Origin of the sequence: Citrobacter sp. Cu096 (assembly GCF_030332285.1) — a bacterium.
In the GTDB taxonomy this organism is placed as follows: Bacteria; Pseudomonadota; Gammaproteobacteria; order Enterobacterales; family Enterobacteriaceae; genus Citrobacter; species Citrobacter meridianamericanus.
In genome coordinates this window covers 1-16168 of record NZ_JAOWID010000026.1, presented here as the reverse complement: position 1 = coordinate 16168, position 16168 = coordinate 1, and the positions used below count along the sequence as shown (strand labels likewise).

The window sequence follows — 16168 nt, the reverse complement described above, 5'->3', positions numbered from 1 at the left end:
AAAGAGATAGCGGGTTTCTGAAATGTTCTGTTACATGAAAGACCCCGTTAGACATCGCTAATCGCAAAGAGTTTCCCATTAATTTTTGGTATATTTAAAACTTAAGATTTACTTGAAGCACATTTGAGGTGGTTATGAAAAAAATTGCATGTCTTTCAGCACTGGCCGCTGTTCTGGCTTTCTCCGCAGGTACTGCTGTAGCTGCTACTTCTACCGTTACCGGTGGTTACGCTCAGAGCGATGCTCAGGGCGCAGCGAACAAAATGAACGGTTTTAACCTGAAGTATCGTTACGAGCAGGACAACAACCCGCTGGGTGTTATCGGTTCCTTCACTTACACTGAAAAAGATCGTACCGATGCTTCTGGCGACTACAACAAAACCCAGTACTACGGCATCACTGCTGGCCCGGCTTACCGTCTGAACGACTGGGCGAGCATTTACGGCGTAGTGGGTGTTGGTTACGGTAAATTCCAGAACGCAGCATCCCCGGCTGACAACCACACCACCAGTGACTACGGTTTCTCCTACGGTGCTGGTCTGCAGTTCAACCCGATCGAAAACGTTGCTCTGGACTTCTCCTACGAGCAGAGCCGTATTCGTAGCGTTGACGTTGGCACCTGGATCGCTGGCGTGGGTTACCGCTTCTAATCACTTCGGTGATATAAAAAATCCGCCTCTCGGGGCGGATTTTTTTTGCCTGCAATTTGAGCTGTTAGCGAGATTTGGTCTCGAAGATGTCGGTACCAAGGTGGTTGTAATCCACCTTCTGCAGCTTAAAGTTGGTGATATACACCGGACCGGCCTTTTTCTCTGAGATAAAGCGGTAGCTGTTGGTAATTTCTTTTGCGCTGATCCCCGTCCACTGCGAGAAAAAGCTCAAGAAATCATTCGCTGAGCGACGGGCTTTAATCACCCGATGCGCTTTATCATCGCTCGACAGCACCATGAAAGGCACCTGGAAATTCTGCTGGAACTGATCGTCATGCGCCAGGTACTGCACCTCTTTTCCACGCTCTTTAAAGGCGAGGCCATGATCGGAGAAATAGACCATCGAGAAGCTATTGCCGCTGTTACGTAACTGTTCGTAAAGCTGGCGCAGCAGGTCATCCGTCTGCGTCATGGTGTACAGGTAACAGGAGGTCTCTTTTGACTGGACAAAAGTTTCGTATTTTCCTTGCGTACGGTCGCAGGCCTGCGGATGCGAGCCCATTAAATGCAGTACGATCAGCTGCGGCTGCGTGCGCTCGGTTGCCAGCACCTGGGCGGTCATCTTCAACAGCGCTTCGTCGCGGGTGTTTTTGTCTGCTTCGAAATCACCGTTTTTGAGGAACTGAACTTCATCTGCTCGCTTCGCAATACTGGCAATAGCCGTATCGTATTCACCAATCTGTCCCTGATTGGAAAACCACCACGTCTGGAATCCTGCGCGGTTGGCCAGAGTAACAAAGTTGTCCTGGAACTGGGGCTTATTATCAACTACCCGATTCAGGGTTAAGCCGAGTGATTTTTGCGTAGAACCACTGGCGGCAATGTAATCCGCGAAGATATAGCCGTTAACCGAGCTGGCAAACGGGGTGTTATCCCAGTGGCCGCCAAACGCGCCTAACGCATCGCGGCGGGCGCTTTCGCCGATCACCACCACGTAGGTGTGATACTTCGGCTTCACGGCGGTTACCGTCCAGCTGTCTTTGACGCTCGACAGCTTCGCCATACGCTCCTGCTCGTCGAGCACTTCGTTGTTATTGACGATCACGTCCTTGGCAAATCGGAAAACCGGATAGCCGGTATCTTTCAGCTTGAACACGCCACCCCAGGCCAGGTTTTGCACCGGGTTAACAAAGAACGCGACAATGCTGAATAACAAACAAACGCTGTCGAACTTATTCCAGCCGCGCTTTTGTTCATCTTTTTTACGACGTACGGCGATAACACCAAGGGCGAAAATAAACATGCCAACCAGATAGCTGTACCACGGGAAGATGGTCAGAATTTCGGTGGACTCTTCCATATTGGTAGAGTGTAGGGCCAGTAGCGTGTTGAAGTTCGGCGAACCGTATGCCTGGCCGAACGGAAAATACATTGCCGCAATCAGCGAGCAAATGCCAATCAGCGCTTTCTGCGCGCGCGGCGCACTGCGCCACATCAGCATTAATATACAGGTGAAAGCAACGCTATAGAGCAGGCTAAGCGGATAGCCCAGCGCAAGATTGATCAGCAGAGACTGTAAGAAATAGAGGCCAGTCCACGGACTAATCGCCCGGCTGCGAGCAATGATTGAATCTTTGAGGGTTAAATTCATATGCCACTGTTACAAAAACGCCATGTGCTTACCCTGGCGCTAAGGGTCATTGCCTGCCTGAGAGAGCGAGAAGAGGGATAGGGTCCGCATCCGCGAGCCGCAATATACGCAGGGCTGCGAAAAGATAGAGTGTGTGCAAGAGAAGGTCAACTACTACAAAGAAATTGTTTTGCGAGGGACGTGGCAAAACTGACAAAAAGAAGGGTTATTGGCACAAAAACGATCGCTGTATTCGGGTGACCGCAGGAAAAAGAAGCGGCGTACCGCAACGCCGCATTATTTTTCTGAAGGTTTATCCTGCTCTGGTTTGCTGTTAATCATGTCGCACAGCATAGAGATCAGCATTAACCGTACTTTAAAGGGAGAGTGGCTAAACACGCGTATACACCTCTTAAATTCATTCATATAAACCTCCTGACTTCACGATCCCATCAGTCCGTGAGGGATGTCTTTATTATATACAGATATAGCACAGGCTATATTATATAGCTATTGCTAAAACGTTAATTTTTTGTGCCCACGCAACTCTGGTTTACAATGAGCCTTCTCTAATCAGATGCCGTTAACGCGTCACAGTAACGAGGAAGCAGAATGAGTCGTCGCGCAGGTACGCCAACAACAAAAAAAGTGACGCAATTGGTGAATGTCGAAGAACACGTTGAAGGGTTTCGTCAGGTTCGGGAGGCGCATCGCCGCGAGCTGATTGATGACTACGTAGAGCTGATTTCCGATCTCATTATTGAGGTGGGGGAGGCGCGCCAGGTTGATATGGCCGCGCGGCTTGGGGTTTCCCAGCCGACGGTTGCTAAAATGCTTAAGCGCCTGGCTTCCGTCGGGTTGATTGAAATGATCCCCTGGCGGGGCGTGTTTTTAACCGCAGAAGGAGAACGGCTGGCTCAGGAGAGTCGGGAGCGTCATCAGATCGTAGAGAATTTCCTGTTGATTTTAGGCATCAGCCCGGAAATTGCCCGTCGTGACGCGGAAGGAATGGAGCATCACGTCAGTAAGGAAACGCTGGAGGCTTTTAGCCGGTTTACGCAACAGCAAGGAACAGGCTCTGAATGAGTTTCCCTTTACTACGCGCCTTGCAGCGCGATCGCTTTTTCCAGCTGTTAATCATCGTCGGGGTTGCACTGAGCCTGTTCACGCCATTTGCGCCCCGGCTGTGGCCAGGTGCCATTGACTGGCACACGATTATTACGCTTAGCGGCCTGATGTTACTGACCAAAGGGGTCGAGCTCAGCGGCTATTTTGATGTGTTAGGGCGCAAAATGACCCGCCGCTTCAACACAGAACGCCAGGTGGGAATATTTATGGTGCTGGCGGCGGCGCTGCTGTCGACGTTTCTGACCAATGATGTGGCGTTGTTTATTGTTGTTCCGCTGACGATCACCCTGAAAAAATTATGCGCTATTCCGGTGAATCGCCTGATTATCTTTGAGGCGCTGGCGGTTAACGCCGGATCGTTGCTCACGCCAATAGGTAACCCGCAAAACATTCTGATGTGGGGGCGCTCTGGCTTGTCATTTGCCGCATTTACCTGGCAAATGGCGCCGCTTGCGGGGGCCATGATGCTGACGCTGGTGGTGCTGTGCTGGTTCAGTTTCCCGAATAAAGCATTGCATTATCACACCGGTACGTCCGCGCCTGACTGGCAACCGCGTCTGGTGTGGAGCTGTCTGGCATTGTATATCGTCTTCCTGGCGGCGTTGGAGTTAAAACAAGAGCTGTGGGGGCTGGCAATCGTCGCTGCAGGGTTCATGGTGCTGGCTCGCCGCGTGATCCTCAGCGTTGACTGGACGTTGCTGTTAGTGTTTATGGCGATGTTTATTGATGTGCACTTGCTGACGCAACTCCCGGCCTTGCAGGGGATCACCCACCAGATTGGCACGCTTTCAGCGCCGGGGCTGTGGTTGACGGCCATTGGCCTGTCGCAGTTTATCAGTAATGTTCCTAGTACAATTTTGCTGCTGAACTACGTCCCGCCGACGCTATTGCTGGCCTGGGCGGTCAATGTGGGCGGCTTTGGGCTGTTGCCGGGATCGCTGGCGAATCTTATTGCTTTGCGCATGGCAAACGACCGCCGGATCTGGTGGCGTTTTCATTGGTATTCGATGCCGATGCTGATATGGGCGGCGCTGGTGGGGTATGGTTTGTTGCTGATGCTGTCATAGCGGCGCAGAGACAATAAAAAAGGCGGATGATTCATCCGCCTTTTTCGTATCAGGTATGTGCTTAGTTCAGACGAACCGGCATACCAGAACGGTTCTGTACCGCCTGCTCAACGACGGCCTGATCGACGTCAGGCTGACCGGTGATGCTGGTAATGCTCTTATTCAGCGTAATTGGTACGATTTCCCCGCCTTCGAACTGTGCTTCAGTGGTAGACAGTGGGTTGTGTACCTCAATGTAACGGCTGCCGTCTGGTTCGGTAGTGGCTTTTACCGGCTCATCGATAAACTGTACGCGGGTGCCGACCGGCACATTTTCAAACAGGAACTTGATGTCGTCGTTACGCAGACGCACGCAACCATGGCTGACGCGTAAGCCGACGCCGAAGTTAGCATTGGTGCCGTGGATAGCGTACAGGCGACCGATATACAGCGCGTACAGCCCCATCGGGTTATCCGGACCTGCCGGAACAACGGCTGGCAGCGGTTCGCCCGCTGCGCGGTATTCCGCATGCATTTTCGCCGTAGGCGTCCAGGTTGGACCCGCTTTTTTACGTTCTACTTTGGTGGTCCAGTTGATTGGCGTGTCTTTGCCCAACTGACCGATACCGATCGGCAGAACAATGACGGTGTTAGTGCCTTTCGGGTAGTAGTACAGACGCATTTCAGCGCTGTTAATCACAATACCTTCATGCACGGTATCCGGCAGGATCAACTGCTGAGGGATGTTCAGCACGGTACCGCCTTTCGGCAGGAAGGTATCCACGCCCGGGTTAGCTTCCAGCATGTTAGACAGACCCATCTGATACTCTGCCGCAAAATATTCCAGCGGTTGGGTGTTGCCTTCAGGAATCGTGATGACCTGGTTTTGGCCAATCAAACGGCTGCCATCGGTAGGCAGCGGGTACGTGACGGCAGAGGCGGTGTTACAAAAACCAACTATTGCGAGTGCCGCCGCGAAAAGCGTTGTTAATTTCATATTCATGTTCATGTATGCGAGATTCAGTGCCAGGCAGGCTAGTGGGTTGAGATTTATGTAGTGTTGGGCACGCATTATATGTGCAATCTGAGCAACAAGGAATTCGGATGTGTACTAAATCACATTTTTTTCCTCACGCTTTCACTTTACCCCTTCAGCATCAAGGCGCGATCTTATCGCAGACTTATGGCATAATACGCGGTTTGTCACATATTTCTTTCTCTTTCAGGATACGCCAGTGTTAGTTTCCAGCAACGTCACCATGCAGTTCGGCAGTAAGCCGCTGTTTGAAAATATTTCCGTCAAATTTGGCGGCGGCAACCGTTACGGCCTGATTGGCGCGAACGGTAGCGGTAAATCCACTTTTATGAAAATTCTCGGCGGCGACCTCGAACCGACGCTGGGCAACGTTTCCCTCGATCCGAATGAGCGCATCGGTAAGCTGCGTCAGGATCAGTTCGCCTTTGAAGAATTCACCGTGCTTGACACTGTCATCATGGGTCACGGTGAACTGTGGGAAGTGAAGCAGGAGCGCGATCGCATTTATGCGCTGGCCGAGATGAGCGAAGAAGACGGCTATAAAGTTGCTGACCTCGAAGTTCAGTATGGCGAAATGGACGGCTATTCTGCGGAAGCGCGTGCGGGTGAACTGCTGCTGGGCGTCGGTATTCCGGTAGAGCAGCATTATGGCCCGATGAGCGAAGTCGCGCCCGGCTGGAAACTGCGTGTGCTTCTGGCACAGGCGCTGTTCTCTAACCCGGACATTCTGCTGCTCGACGAACCAACGAACAACCTGGATATCGACACCATTCGCTGGCTGGAGCAGACACTCAACGAGCGTGACAGCACCATGATCATCATTTCGCACGACCGTCACTTCCTGAACATGGTCTGTACGCACATGGCGGATCTGGACTACGGCGAACTGCGTGTTTATCCGGGTAACTACGACGAATACATGACAGCGGCAACTCAGGCGCGTGAACGTCTGCTGGCCGATAACGCCAAGAAGAAAGCACAGATTGCCGATCTGCAATCCTTCGTCAGCCGCTTTAGCGCCAACGCGTCTAAATCTCGTCAGGCAACCTCTCGTGCGCGCCAGATTGATAAGATTAAGCTTGACGAAGTGAAAGCGTCCAGCCGTCAGAACCCGTTCATCCGCTTCGAACAGGATAAGAAACTGTTCCGTAACGCGCTGGAAGTGGAAGCGCTGGCGAAAGGTTTTGATGAAGGCCCGCTGTTTAAAAACTTTAACCTGCTGCTGGAAGTGGGAGAGAAGGTTGCCATCATTGGTGCCAACGGCGTGGGTAAATCCACCATGCTGAAAACGTTGGTTGGCGATTTGCAGCCAGACAACGGTACCGTGAAGTGGTCTGAGAACGCCCAGGTTGGTTACTACGCGCAGGATCATGAATACGAGTTTGAAAACGATCTGACCGTTTTCGAATGGATGAGCCAGTGGAAACAAGAAGGCGATGATGAGCAGGTTGTGCGCAGCTTCCTTGGTCGTCTGCTGTTCAGCCAGGACGATATCAAGAAACCTGCAAAAGTGCTCTCCGGTGGTGAAAAAGGACGCATGCTGTTCGGTAAGCTGATGATGCAGAAACCGAATATCCTGGTGATGGATGAACCGACCAACCACCTGGATATGGAATCTATCGAGTCGCTGAACATGGCGCTGGAAATGTATCAGGGCACGTTGATCTTCGTTTCTCACGACCGTGAGTTCGTCAGTTCCCTGGCGACCCGCGTGATTGAGATTACGCCGGAACGTGTGATCGACTTCACCGGCAACTACGAAGATTACCTGCGTAGTAAAGGTATTGACGGTTAATTTACCCGTCGTCTTTCGTGTTACAGGTGTGTTGGCTGCACCTGTTCACCCCGGTCACTTACTTATGTAAGCTCCCGGGGATTTACAGGCTGACCGCCTTCCTGTAACGCGAAATACTTAGGGAAAATTGTGTAAGCTACATATTAAATAATCCCCAGCGCGCGTTTACCGTGGATATTCAAATCCTCCAGTGTGAAGCGTCCTTCCCAGTGAGTTTCATAATCCTCTCGAGGGAAATCACCCGGCGATGCGCCTTTTTCCAGCGCGGCTTTTACTTTGTGAGCGTAGGCCAGATTCTTTTCGCACATCGGTGCGGCAGGGATGTACATCACGTTGCCCCAACCTTGTTGATTTTCTACCGGCGCGACGGAGTGAATAACATCACAATGCCACCAGACGGAATCTCCGGCTTCCAGTTGTGGAATGCTGGTTAGCGCTTCAATCAGCAGCGGATGCCATTGCGCGGAAATCGGCAGGACTCTGCCGGGCGCTACGCCGCAAAGCTCATCTTCCGGCACATCGTCAAGCAATGGGCGTAACAGCACATACGCCATCGCTTCAGGAATCGGAACCACGTGCAACAATCCCTGACCTGGCAGCATATCGGACAACGCAGTCCAGCCCTGGAAGGTACGGAATACTGAACATTTGGTGGTGTTATCCACGGTGTACTCTTCTACTTCGGTGCGATGCGCAGCCTGCCACGGATCGTACTCTTCCAGTTTACCATTGAAAACATTCGCAAAAACCTGCTGATATGCCGGCAGAAGCCAACGTTCCAGCGCGCCGGAATCCGTATGCGCGCCCAACCCTTTGGACGTTGTTCCCGGCGGACGACGACGTATGCGGTCAGGGTAGATAACGCTGACATCCGGGTTAAACCATTGTTTCCCTTCGCTTGTAAACGTCCACAGGCGATTAAGGAATAAATGTGCATTGGCCATTTCTTCGCTCTGGCGGGCCTGCATCTGTGCCTGGGACCAGTAGATGGGGTAGATCTCCGGGCGGGATGCGCTGAGGGTGCCAAAAAAGTTATCACCGGGGCCTTTGTAGACCTCATCAAAATGGTTGCGATCCAGGTAATCGAGCATCGACTGATCCCATGCCAGCGCCTGTTCGCGGGGGAAATGCCCCTTAATAACCGCGCATCCGCGACGCTTAATTTCTTCACGCTGCTCTGCACTCACGCGACCCGCTTTGATATCCGCATAGGACAACACAGGCCATACCGGGGAGCCTTGCGCTTTGAGGGCGTTGATTTCCGCCACGCGGGTGGCAATGGCATCGCTCAGCTGGTTGAAGATCAACTGAACATCCCCAAGCTGTGCCCGCAGTTGCTGTTTCATCTGACGGATTGCCGCTTTGTGATCGGCAGGCAACGTGTCGCTGGTAAAAGTAAAAGCCATAACCACCTCGCATTAACTTTCATTCGAAACTAAATTTGATTGCAAGTGATAATATAAGTTAAAAATTAGTTAATGCAAGTTTAAAAATATGCTGGTGTGCGCAAAGTGAGAATAGAGTGAAAGCCGGGGCGAGCGCCCCGGTTATGGGATCAGCTGTTAAAAGGGGAGGTGTTGTCCAGCACCGCCTGAATCACGTTCAGCGCGCCTTGATGGTTATTGTCATCGGTCTGATAGCGGGCAATCGATTTGATGCTCTCTGCCGCATTGGCCATGGCGAAAGAGTAGTGCGCCATCTTCAACATTTCCGCGTCGTTACCGCTATCGCCAATGGCGACTACGTTTTGCGGTGACAGGTTCCAGCGTTTTAACAAACGGCTGATTCCGTTAGCTTTATGTAAGCCGGGAATGATCAGGTCGATAAACCCAAAGCCGCTGGTGACAGGCTTCATGATGCCGTCGAGGGCAGAGTGAAGGTGATCGATAACTAATGGGATCTGTTGGTCTGGTAAATTCAGCGAGAACTTGAACAGCACATCGTTGATGTCCTGATAATCCTTTACGGGTTTCAGGCGATGGTAGTGTTTTGCCATCAACGCGACAAAGGACTCTGGGGCATTTTCGCTCACGTAGGCGCTTTGCAGTCCACAGGCCACAAAGTTGAGCTGCTTATCTTTGAGCAGTTCGCCAATGACAATGCGTGATTCGTGGCGGGTAAGCTCACCGTGAAACAGCTGTTTGCCGTGTTCAAACACCAGTGCCCCGTTCTCGGCGACAAAAGAGATCTCATCTTTGAGCTCCGGGAAGAAGGATATTAGCTGGTAATACTGGTTGCCGCTGGCCACGACAAATTCAATATCTCGTTTCTTCAGTTCCTGATACTGCGCCATAAAGCGTACGCGATCGTAATGCTTGGCGTCGTCGAGAAAAGTGCCGTCCATGTCTGTGACGATAACTTTGATGGTCATACTTGCTCCTGGCTCATAACTGCGACCTGAAACATTTTAATAACAATGTGAGCTAAAGCACAAATTTAATTTCGAATGAAAGAGGGAGAGGGGCGATTGAGTGGGCCGGATAAGCAACTGCGCCATCCGGCAGTGGTGAGGGATGAGAACCGGATGTCGGTACGAGTACCTAATCCGGCTCACTGACCTTGCTTATAACATATGTTCAGTACGGGCGATGATATCGTCCTGCGCATCCGGAGACAGCGCGGTGAAGAAGGCGGAATAACCCGCTACACGCACCACCAGATCACGGTACTGATCCGGGTGTTTTTTGGCTTCAAGCAGCGTTTCACGAGAAACGATGTTGTACTGAATATGCCAACCTTTGTGCTCTTCAAAGAAGGTACGCAGCAAAATCATCAGCTTCTGTTTATCAGACTCATTTTCCAGCGTGGCCGGGTTCAGCTTCTGATTTAACAGCACGCCACCGAGGATTGAACCAGTAGGCAGTTTACCCACCGAGCCAATTACCGCCGTTGGACCGAGATGGTCCGTACCGGATGCCGGGCTTGCGCCTTCTGCCAGCGGGGTGTGCGCTTTACGGCCATCCGGCGTTGCCATGGTTGCCGCGCCGAACGGTACGTTTGCAGAGATAGACGAGGTCCCGGCGTAGTAGTTGCCGCCAACCGGACCACGGCCGTAACGCGGGTTGTGATACAGCTTCAGTTCGTCAATGTAAGTCTGATAAGCGCGGGCCAGCAGCGCATCAACGCTATCGTCATCGTTGCCGTACTTTGGCGCACCGTTTATCAGGCGTTGGCGCAACTGCTCGTGGGTCAGACCATCGAAATCATCGGCCAGCGCGGCGGCCAGCTGTTGTTGGCCGATAGTCCCCTGCTCGAAGACCAGTTTTTTCACTGCAGCCAGGCTGTTGCCGAGGTTGGCGATACCCACCTGCAGGCCGGATACCCAGTCATACTTCGCGCCACCTTGCTTAATACTTTTCGCACGTTCAATACAGTCATCTACCAGCGCGGAGCACAGAATATCGTGTACGTTTTCTTCCAGCATGGTGTCGACGACATACTCTATTTCGATGGATTTGCGCGTGTAATAGCGGATCTGCGTATCCCAGGCGTCCATCACTTCATCGAAATTATTAAAGTTGCCAGCTGAGAGCGCTTTCTCTTGCGGCAGGAATACTTTGCCGCTGGTGGCATCGCGTCCGCCTTCCAGCGCCGCCAGCATTACGCGGGCAAAGTTTATAAAACTCATGCCGGTGCAGCGGTAGCCCCATTTGCCGCCAACGGCGGTTTCGATGCAACCAATAGCCGCGTAGTCATAGGCGTCCTGCGGTTCAATGCCCAGCTTAATGAATTCCGGAATGACGATTTCGTCGTTGTTAAAGGCTGGCATCCCGAAGCCGCAACGGATCACCTGTACGCAGGCATCCAGGAAGTCGTTACTCATCCCCGCATGATAACGCACGCTGAGATTCGGCTGAGTGGAACGCAGTCTGCCACAGGACTCCAGAATGGCGTAGGAGAGCGGGTTGACGGCATCCATCGCCTGACCGTTGACCAGGTTCTGGCCACCAATGGTCACGTTCTGATACAGCGGGCTGCCCGCCGAGGCTTTCGAGTGGGAGCCGGAGCGGATTTTGTTCACTTCCAGCAGCTTCAGCCAGCAGCTGTGCAACAGCTCAATGGCGTGCTCACGATCGAGACTCTGGTTCAGTTCTACGTCACGACGATAGAACGGATAGAGGTACTGATCCATACGACCAAATGATACCGAGTGACCGTTCGATTCAATTTGCAGGATTAACTGGATGAAGTAGCACAACTGTAGCGCCTGCCAGAACGTTTTTGGCGGTTCATGGGCGATGACATCGCAGTTTTCCGCCATGGTCAGCAATTCATCACGGCGGCTGGTGCGCGTTTCTGTGGACGCCATTTTACGTGCCAGTGCGGCAAAGCGCTCAATGTGCAGACTGACGGCTTCCAGCACAATATCAATCGCTTTCAGGAACTGATCGCCATGGAGGTCTTGCAGACAAGTCAGATTGATGCGGGAACGACGTTCATCGACTTTATGGCGCAGGCCGTCGAGACCTTTTTCCAGCAATAGCGGGAAGTTCACCGCCAGGTGCGCGTCACCGGAGGTCATATTACCTTCAGCTTTGATAATGCCTGTTTCCAGCAGCCCTTTTTGTTCGTCAGTAAACATGCCGTAGCAGCGATCCTGTACGGTCTGACCGCGCCACCACGGACACACTTCGTGCAATACGCGCTTGTTCTCTTCACTTACCGCGAAACCTGCGCCAGGCCTGTCGGCAAGATCGTCGATCTCTTTTTCAATCCAGGAGACGGTGTATTCCGGGAAGATTGGCGCGGCGCGTACTTCGCTTGCCTGGTTACCGATGATTAGCTCGTCATGCTTGATCCAGATAGTGCGTTCCGCCAGGTGATGAGCCAGTGCCAGCGCGCGGCGAACCGGGATGGGTTTATCCAGATGCTGCTGATACATCTCGGTATAGTGCTGGGCGCGCTCGGTACAAACCGGTGGTTTCACAATGTGGATCAGGGCCGTTTTATGCGCTTTGATACGGTCGCTAAGTGTGTCCAGTTTCAGAGTGGTCATGGCGATTATCCTCGTAGGGTCGCGGTTGACTAGTGACAGTGATGTATGGATCAAACGGAGTAACCGGAAACAACCGGGAGTTCGAGGAAACAAACGGGAGGAAACCTTGAGTGGCAAGGCTTAACGATAGGTAAAGCTAGTCAACTGGTAGAAAACCACCCAATATGACAATTTTAGATCGTTCGACAACAAAGTTAAAAAGGTGTCATATATAGTTAGATCGTACTGCCGACTGTTTAATGGGATTTAAATTCGGCTTAAAACGTTATCACATGGAGGTTCAAAACAAAGCCAGCCAATTGGACATTTCTGTAATCAGCCAGCCTTGTTTTGCGTGCTTACGTTCGACGCTGGGCTATCCTTTTCAATGGAATCACATTGTCCGAAAATCTCTTTCTGTCGGACCGGATTTGAATCAGATAACTCAAGCACCGCAGGCATAAGCATCTTTAAGCCACCAGTGATAAATATCTCCATGACAGCTTCACGTTGGGCTTCAGTCATCCCCTGATAAATCATCATCCAGAGTGCTTGCTTCTCATCATTTGCTAAGCCACTTTTTGTCTTGAAATCCTCAACTCCCATAGATGGCTGTCCTTTGTTGCTATACCCAAGATAATTTTGGGTCCGTGCAGGCAATATCGATATATGGTATTCCGTGGCTTTAGTCCCTCCTCGTTTCCGCCGCACTCCGTCCAACCCTTCTGCGAGTTTTTCTAACTGCTTACGTACATTGGATACTCCACTTGGGAATCCGGGCATCCCCGCACACTCTTGAGCCGTAAACCAAGTTTGCTCATTCATCATTACCTCCTGTTTCCGATTTTTTCTGGCTCACAAAAAATTCGATTCGATTTTTTATGGTGTAAAAACATGCTTTCACAAAAATCAAAGACTTAAATTCGATTTATTTAGATTTGATTAAACCGACAAAAGACTGACAAAAAGATTGAATTCGATTTTTTGTGTGCTATATTTTTACACGTAAAGGTGAGCAGTTTAGTTCACCGCAACGAGTAAATATTTAAGGATCGCAGAATGATGACCAAAAGCCAAGACTGGCACCCTGAAGACATCAAAGCAGCGATTAGAAAACGCGGAATGACGACCAGTCAGTTATCCCGTTGTCATGGGCTAGCGGAATCAACATTACGTAACGTATTCCGTCACCACTGGCCCAAAGGGGAGAAAATTATCGCTGACTTTCTCAACATGGAGCCATCAGAGATATGGCCTTCGCGTTATCAGAATCTGACTGTTAAAGAGGTTGCATGATGGAGTTTTGGGTATCAGTGAAAGAATGCGTTGGCGTCTGTGGTTTCCCACAGGCTGAGTCTAATGCACGGAAAAAACTTGAGGATCTGGTTTGCGGTCGCAGTGAGCTACGCCGCAAACGTGCCGGCACCAAAGCATTTGAATACCACATATCAGTATTGCCACCAGAAGTTCGGGCTGAATTGCTGGCAACTCGTGGTTTGATTGAAACCTCATCCGGACTCATTACTTTGCCGCAAGAGCCTGAACGTGTGGCTGCTGACGACCTTGATCGTCAGCGTCTCTGGTCAGCCTGGGAGAAAGCAACAGGCGAACAGCGACTGCATGCAGAGCGTCGCACGAAAGCTGCCGCGCTGGTGGCTGAGCTGATGGCATCAGGTGTTGGCAACCGCAAAGCTATTACCCTTGCTGCCAAGCAACTTCAAATCAGTGAAGGAACGCTGCGCAATCTGTACTACAAAGTGAAGGACTTCAGCCCTGATCTCTGGGGACCGGTACTGCTCGATCGCCGGGTTCGTGAAAAACGCGTTACGGGACGTTCGGCTGAAATTTCTGATGATGCCTGGCAATTCTTCCTGGGCGATTACCCGCCCGGATAAAACAACGCTCCGGATTGAAATAAGTAAACGCTGGGAGTCCACCGCTAATGCCTTATAACGTTCCCGCACTGCGCAAACTTATTACTGACGGCGAAAAAGATATTGCCTTTGAACTGGGGCTGCAAAGACTTCCGCCAGTGGGCGTTGAGAAAGCGCTTAATACCTCATTCAGTAATCAGGTTCGTGATTTATACGACCATCAGAGCTGGATTAAAGACCAGATTATTCCGTCTGTTAAATCTGATGATGAAACCATCATTGAGACTGCGGCCAGCGAAGGCGTCATCAGAAAACAGGCCACGTTTGCTACGGGGCCGGCGGTATTTAAAGGGAATACACCGCTGCCGGAAGATATGGAGATGCAAACCGCTACCGGTATTGTTTATGCCGTGACGACTTCCGGCGTTCCTGTAGATGGGGTCATGACTGTAACCATTCAGGCCAGCGATGCCGGCGCGTCAGGAAACCTTCCGGAAGGTGAAAGCCTGACCTTACTGTCCCCCGTTCCCGGCGTGGAAAGTATTGGTTTAACGGGTACGGGGGGCATCATCGGTGGTGCGGATATTGAGCCAGTTCCTGAATTGCTTGACCGGCTTTTATTCCGTAAACGCAATCCCCCTGTTGGTGGGGCTGTGCATGACTATGTCATCTGGGCACGAGAAATGGCTGGTGTCAGTCGGGCGTGGGCATTTGATGCCTGGCATGGCCCCTGCACAATCGGACTGGCATGGGTTTATGACGATCGTTCAGTGATTACCCCCGGATATCAGGACCGAAAAAATATGGAAGATTACCTTTTCCGTCATACCGACCCGGCGACTGGCGTATGGGTTGGTAAACCTGGAGGAATAGAAGTCTGGCCCGTTGAACTGGTGCTCCGTCCCGTCAATATGGTTATCGACATAACACCGGATACGTCTGCCACGCGTAAAGCTGTCCAGTCCCGCCTGTTGACGCTTCAGAAGACGCTACAACCAGGACAAACGTTACCCATTTCAGCGATTCGTACTGCTATCGGCACCGCATCTGGCGTGACGGATTACAAGCTGAATCTGACCGCTGACATTCCCTGTGCTCAGAATGAACTTATCACTATCGGAGTGCTGACATGGCCCACAGTGTAGATGAATGGCTGGGCGCTTTATGGCAGGTCATGCCACGTGGCAAAGCGTGGTCACGCGATGAGGATGGTGATTTAAACCTTTTTTTACGGGCGTTAGCCAGACGTTTAAGTCAGACGGAATTTGATGCAGAAAACCTGCTACCGGAGATGCGGCCAGAAACAACATTTATGCTACTGGAAGAATGGGAGGAATACCTTGAACTGCCGGAGTGTGGGCAGTTAAGCGGTACTGTAGAAGACCGACGTCGTGCTGTCGTGGAGAAGTATCACCGCAAAGGTGGCCTTTCCCCGTGGCAGATTGAAGCGGTGGCTGCCGCGCTTGGATTTACTATCCGGGTAACTGTCCTTCTGCCTCACCACTGCATGCGTAGCTGCATGTATCCCCTTTATCCAGCCCGTTATCGCTGGACGTTACAGATTGATGTGATCGGTATAAGCGGCGGACGTTTTACCTGTATCGATAACGTCATGACACCGCTTCTGAGTGAACGGGCAAGAGAACTGGAGTGTGTGCTGACAAAATACCGTCTCGGTGGCACAGCATACGAATATTTTTATTCTTCAGGAGATAACTGATGTATCACGTAGATAATTCGACCGGTGTTCCGGTTATGCCACAACCGTCTCCTGTCACCAGTGAGACAGAGCTTTTTTTTACCGAAGGTGGAAACGGTGTTCCCCCGACGTTCCCCGGTCCTGACTGGTTTAATATCATTCAAAGTGAGCTAATTAATATTCTCAGAGCTGCGGGGCTTGATCCTGACAAGATGGACAATACGCAGATTCTGGCCGCTCTCAAAAAGCTGTTTCTGAGTCGCTCCAATCCATTTGGCGACATTAAAGCAGATGGTGCGGCGGCAATCGCGACGGCTCTCTCAAACCTTGGTTTG

Annotated in this window: 15 protein-coding genes and 1 pseudogene; 9 read left to right on the top strand and 7 right to left on the bottom strand. The window is 51.4% G+C overall.

Features of this window, described 5'->3' with window-relative positions; genetic code table 11:
• Positions 1 to 134 precede the first annotated feature (134 nt).
• On the top strand, positions 135 to 650 hold the full coding sequence (ompX, locus tag OGX99_RS11340) for an outer membrane protein OmpX (RefSeq protein ID WP_003035257.1): 516 nt from the start codon (positions 135 to 137) through the stop codon (positions 648 to 650).
• Between the two features lie 64 nt (positions 651 to 714).
• Here the strand turns inward: ompX and OGX99_RS11335 are convergent, their stop codons facing one another.
• On the bottom strand, positions 715 to 2301 hold the full coding sequence (locus tag OGX99_RS11335; protein ID WP_151219614.1) for a phosphoethanolamine transferase: 1587 nt from the start codon (positions 2299 to 2301) through the stop codon (positions 715 to 717).
• A gap of 276 nt (positions 2302 to 2577) precedes the next feature.
• The gene (gene mntS / locus OGX99_RS11330) at positions 2578 to 2706 is read right to left on the bottom strand and encodes a manganase accumulation protein MntS (RefSeq protein ID WP_003831584.1); all 129 of its coding nucleotides are present in this window, start codon (positions 2704 to 2706) and stop codon (positions 2578 to 2580) included.
• Between the two features lie 186 nt (positions 2707 to 2892).
• Here mntS and mntR point away from each other — a divergent pair, with 186 nt between their 5' ends.
• Both mntR and OGX99_RS11320 read left to right on the top strand, forming a co-directional pair.
• Positions 2893 to 3366, top strand: coding sequence for a manganese-binding transcriptional regulator MntR (mntR, locus tag OGX99_RS11325; RefSeq protein WP_187252747.1), 474 nt, complete (start codon positions 2893 to 2895; stop codon positions 3364 to 3366).
• Entirely contained in the window at positions 3363 to 4475 is a 1113-nt protein-coding gene (locus OGX99_RS11320; RefSeq protein WP_151219616.1) for an anion transporter, read from the top strand. Before mntR ends, OGX99_RS11320 begins: the two co-directional genes overlap by 4 nt.
• Positions 4476 to 4536: 61 nt before the next feature.
• Here the strand turns inward: OGX99_RS11320 and ldtB are convergent, their stop codons facing one another.
• Positions 4537 to 5457, bottom strand: a complete 921-nt coding sequence (gene ldtB / locus OGX99_RS11315) for a L,D-transpeptidase (RefSeq protein WP_048233825.1) — start codon at positions 5455 to 5457, stop codon at positions 4537 to 4539.
• A gap of 232 nt (positions 5458 to 5689) precedes the next feature.
• Here ldtB and OGX99_RS11310 point away from each other — a divergent pair, with 232 nt between their 5' ends.
• Positions 5690 to 7285: an ABC-F family ATPase gene (locus OGX99_RS11310; RefSeq protein ID WP_103768890.1), complete on the top strand. Its 1596-nt coding sequence runs from the start codon at positions 5690 to 5692 to the stop codon at positions 7283 to 7285.
• 143 nt (positions 7286 to 7428) lie between these two features.
• Here the strand turns inward: OGX99_RS11310 and OGX99_RS11305 are convergent, their stop codons facing one another.
• From OGX99_RS11305 to OGX99_RS11290, 4 genes are all read right to left on the bottom strand, one after another.
• Positions 7429 to 8691, bottom strand: coding sequence for a DUF1479 domain-containing protein (locus OGX99_RS11305; protein ID WP_252838042.1), 1263 nt, complete (start codon positions 8689 to 8691; stop codon positions 7429 to 7431).
• A 149-nt stretch (positions 8692 to 8840) separates the two neighbouring features.
• On the bottom strand, positions 8841 to 9656 hold the full coding sequence (locus OGX99_RS11300; RefSeq protein ID WP_252838043.1) for a Cof-type HAD-IIB family hydrolase: 816 nt from the start codon (positions 9654 to 9656) through the stop codon (positions 8841 to 8843).
• Positions 9657 to 9848: 192 nt separating this feature from the next.
• On the bottom strand, positions 9849 to 12281 hold the full coding sequence (locus OGX99_RS11295) for a glycyl radical protein (protein ID WP_252838044.1): 2433 nt from the start codon (positions 12279 to 12281) through the stop codon (positions 9849 to 9851).
• 315 nt (positions 12282 to 12596) lie between these two features.
• Entirely contained in the window at positions 12597 to 13088 is a 492-nt protein-coding gene (locus tag OGX99_RS11290; RefSeq protein WP_077764452.1) for a DNA-binding protein, read from the bottom strand.
• A 231-nt stretch (positions 13089 to 13319) separates the two neighbouring features.
• On the opposite strand from OGX99_RS11290, the gene OGX99_RS11285 reads away from it, so the two are divergent.
• The 5 genes and pseudogenes from OGX99_RS11285 to OGX99_RS11265 all read left to right on the top strand — a co-directional run.
• Positions 13320 to 13556: a helix-turn-helix domain-containing protein gene (locus tag OGX99_RS11285; protein ID WP_023277393.1), complete on the top strand. Its 237-nt coding sequence runs from the start codon at positions 13320 to 13322 to the stop codon at positions 13554 to 13556.
• Positions 13553 to 14155 (top strand): DNA-binding protein, encoded by a 603-nt coding sequence (locus OGX99_RS11280; RefSeq protein ID WP_286543572.1) that lies wholly within the window; start codon positions 13553 to 13555, stop codon positions 14153 to 14155. The genes OGX99_RS11285 and OGX99_RS11280 overlap by 4 nt, the downstream gene beginning before the upstream one ends.
• 47 nt (positions 14156 to 14202) lie before the next feature.
• Positions 14203 to 15279: a baseplate J/gp47 family protein gene (locus OGX99_RS11275; RefSeq protein WP_023277360.1), complete on the top strand. Its 1077-nt coding sequence runs from the start codon at positions 14203 to 14205 to the stop codon at positions 15277 to 15279.
• On the top strand, positions 15264 to 15854 hold the full coding sequence (locus OGX99_RS11270) for a putative phage tail protein (RefSeq protein ID WP_023277359.1): 591 nt from the start codon (positions 15264 to 15266) through the stop codon (positions 15852 to 15854). The genes OGX99_RS11275 and OGX99_RS11270 overlap by 16 nt, the downstream gene beginning before the upstream one ends.
• Positions 15854 to 16168: pseudogene (locus OGX99_RS11265) on the top strand (integrase); the annotation flags it as partial. The gene OGX99_RS11270 and the pseudogene OGX99_RS11265, both read left to right, overlap by 1 nt.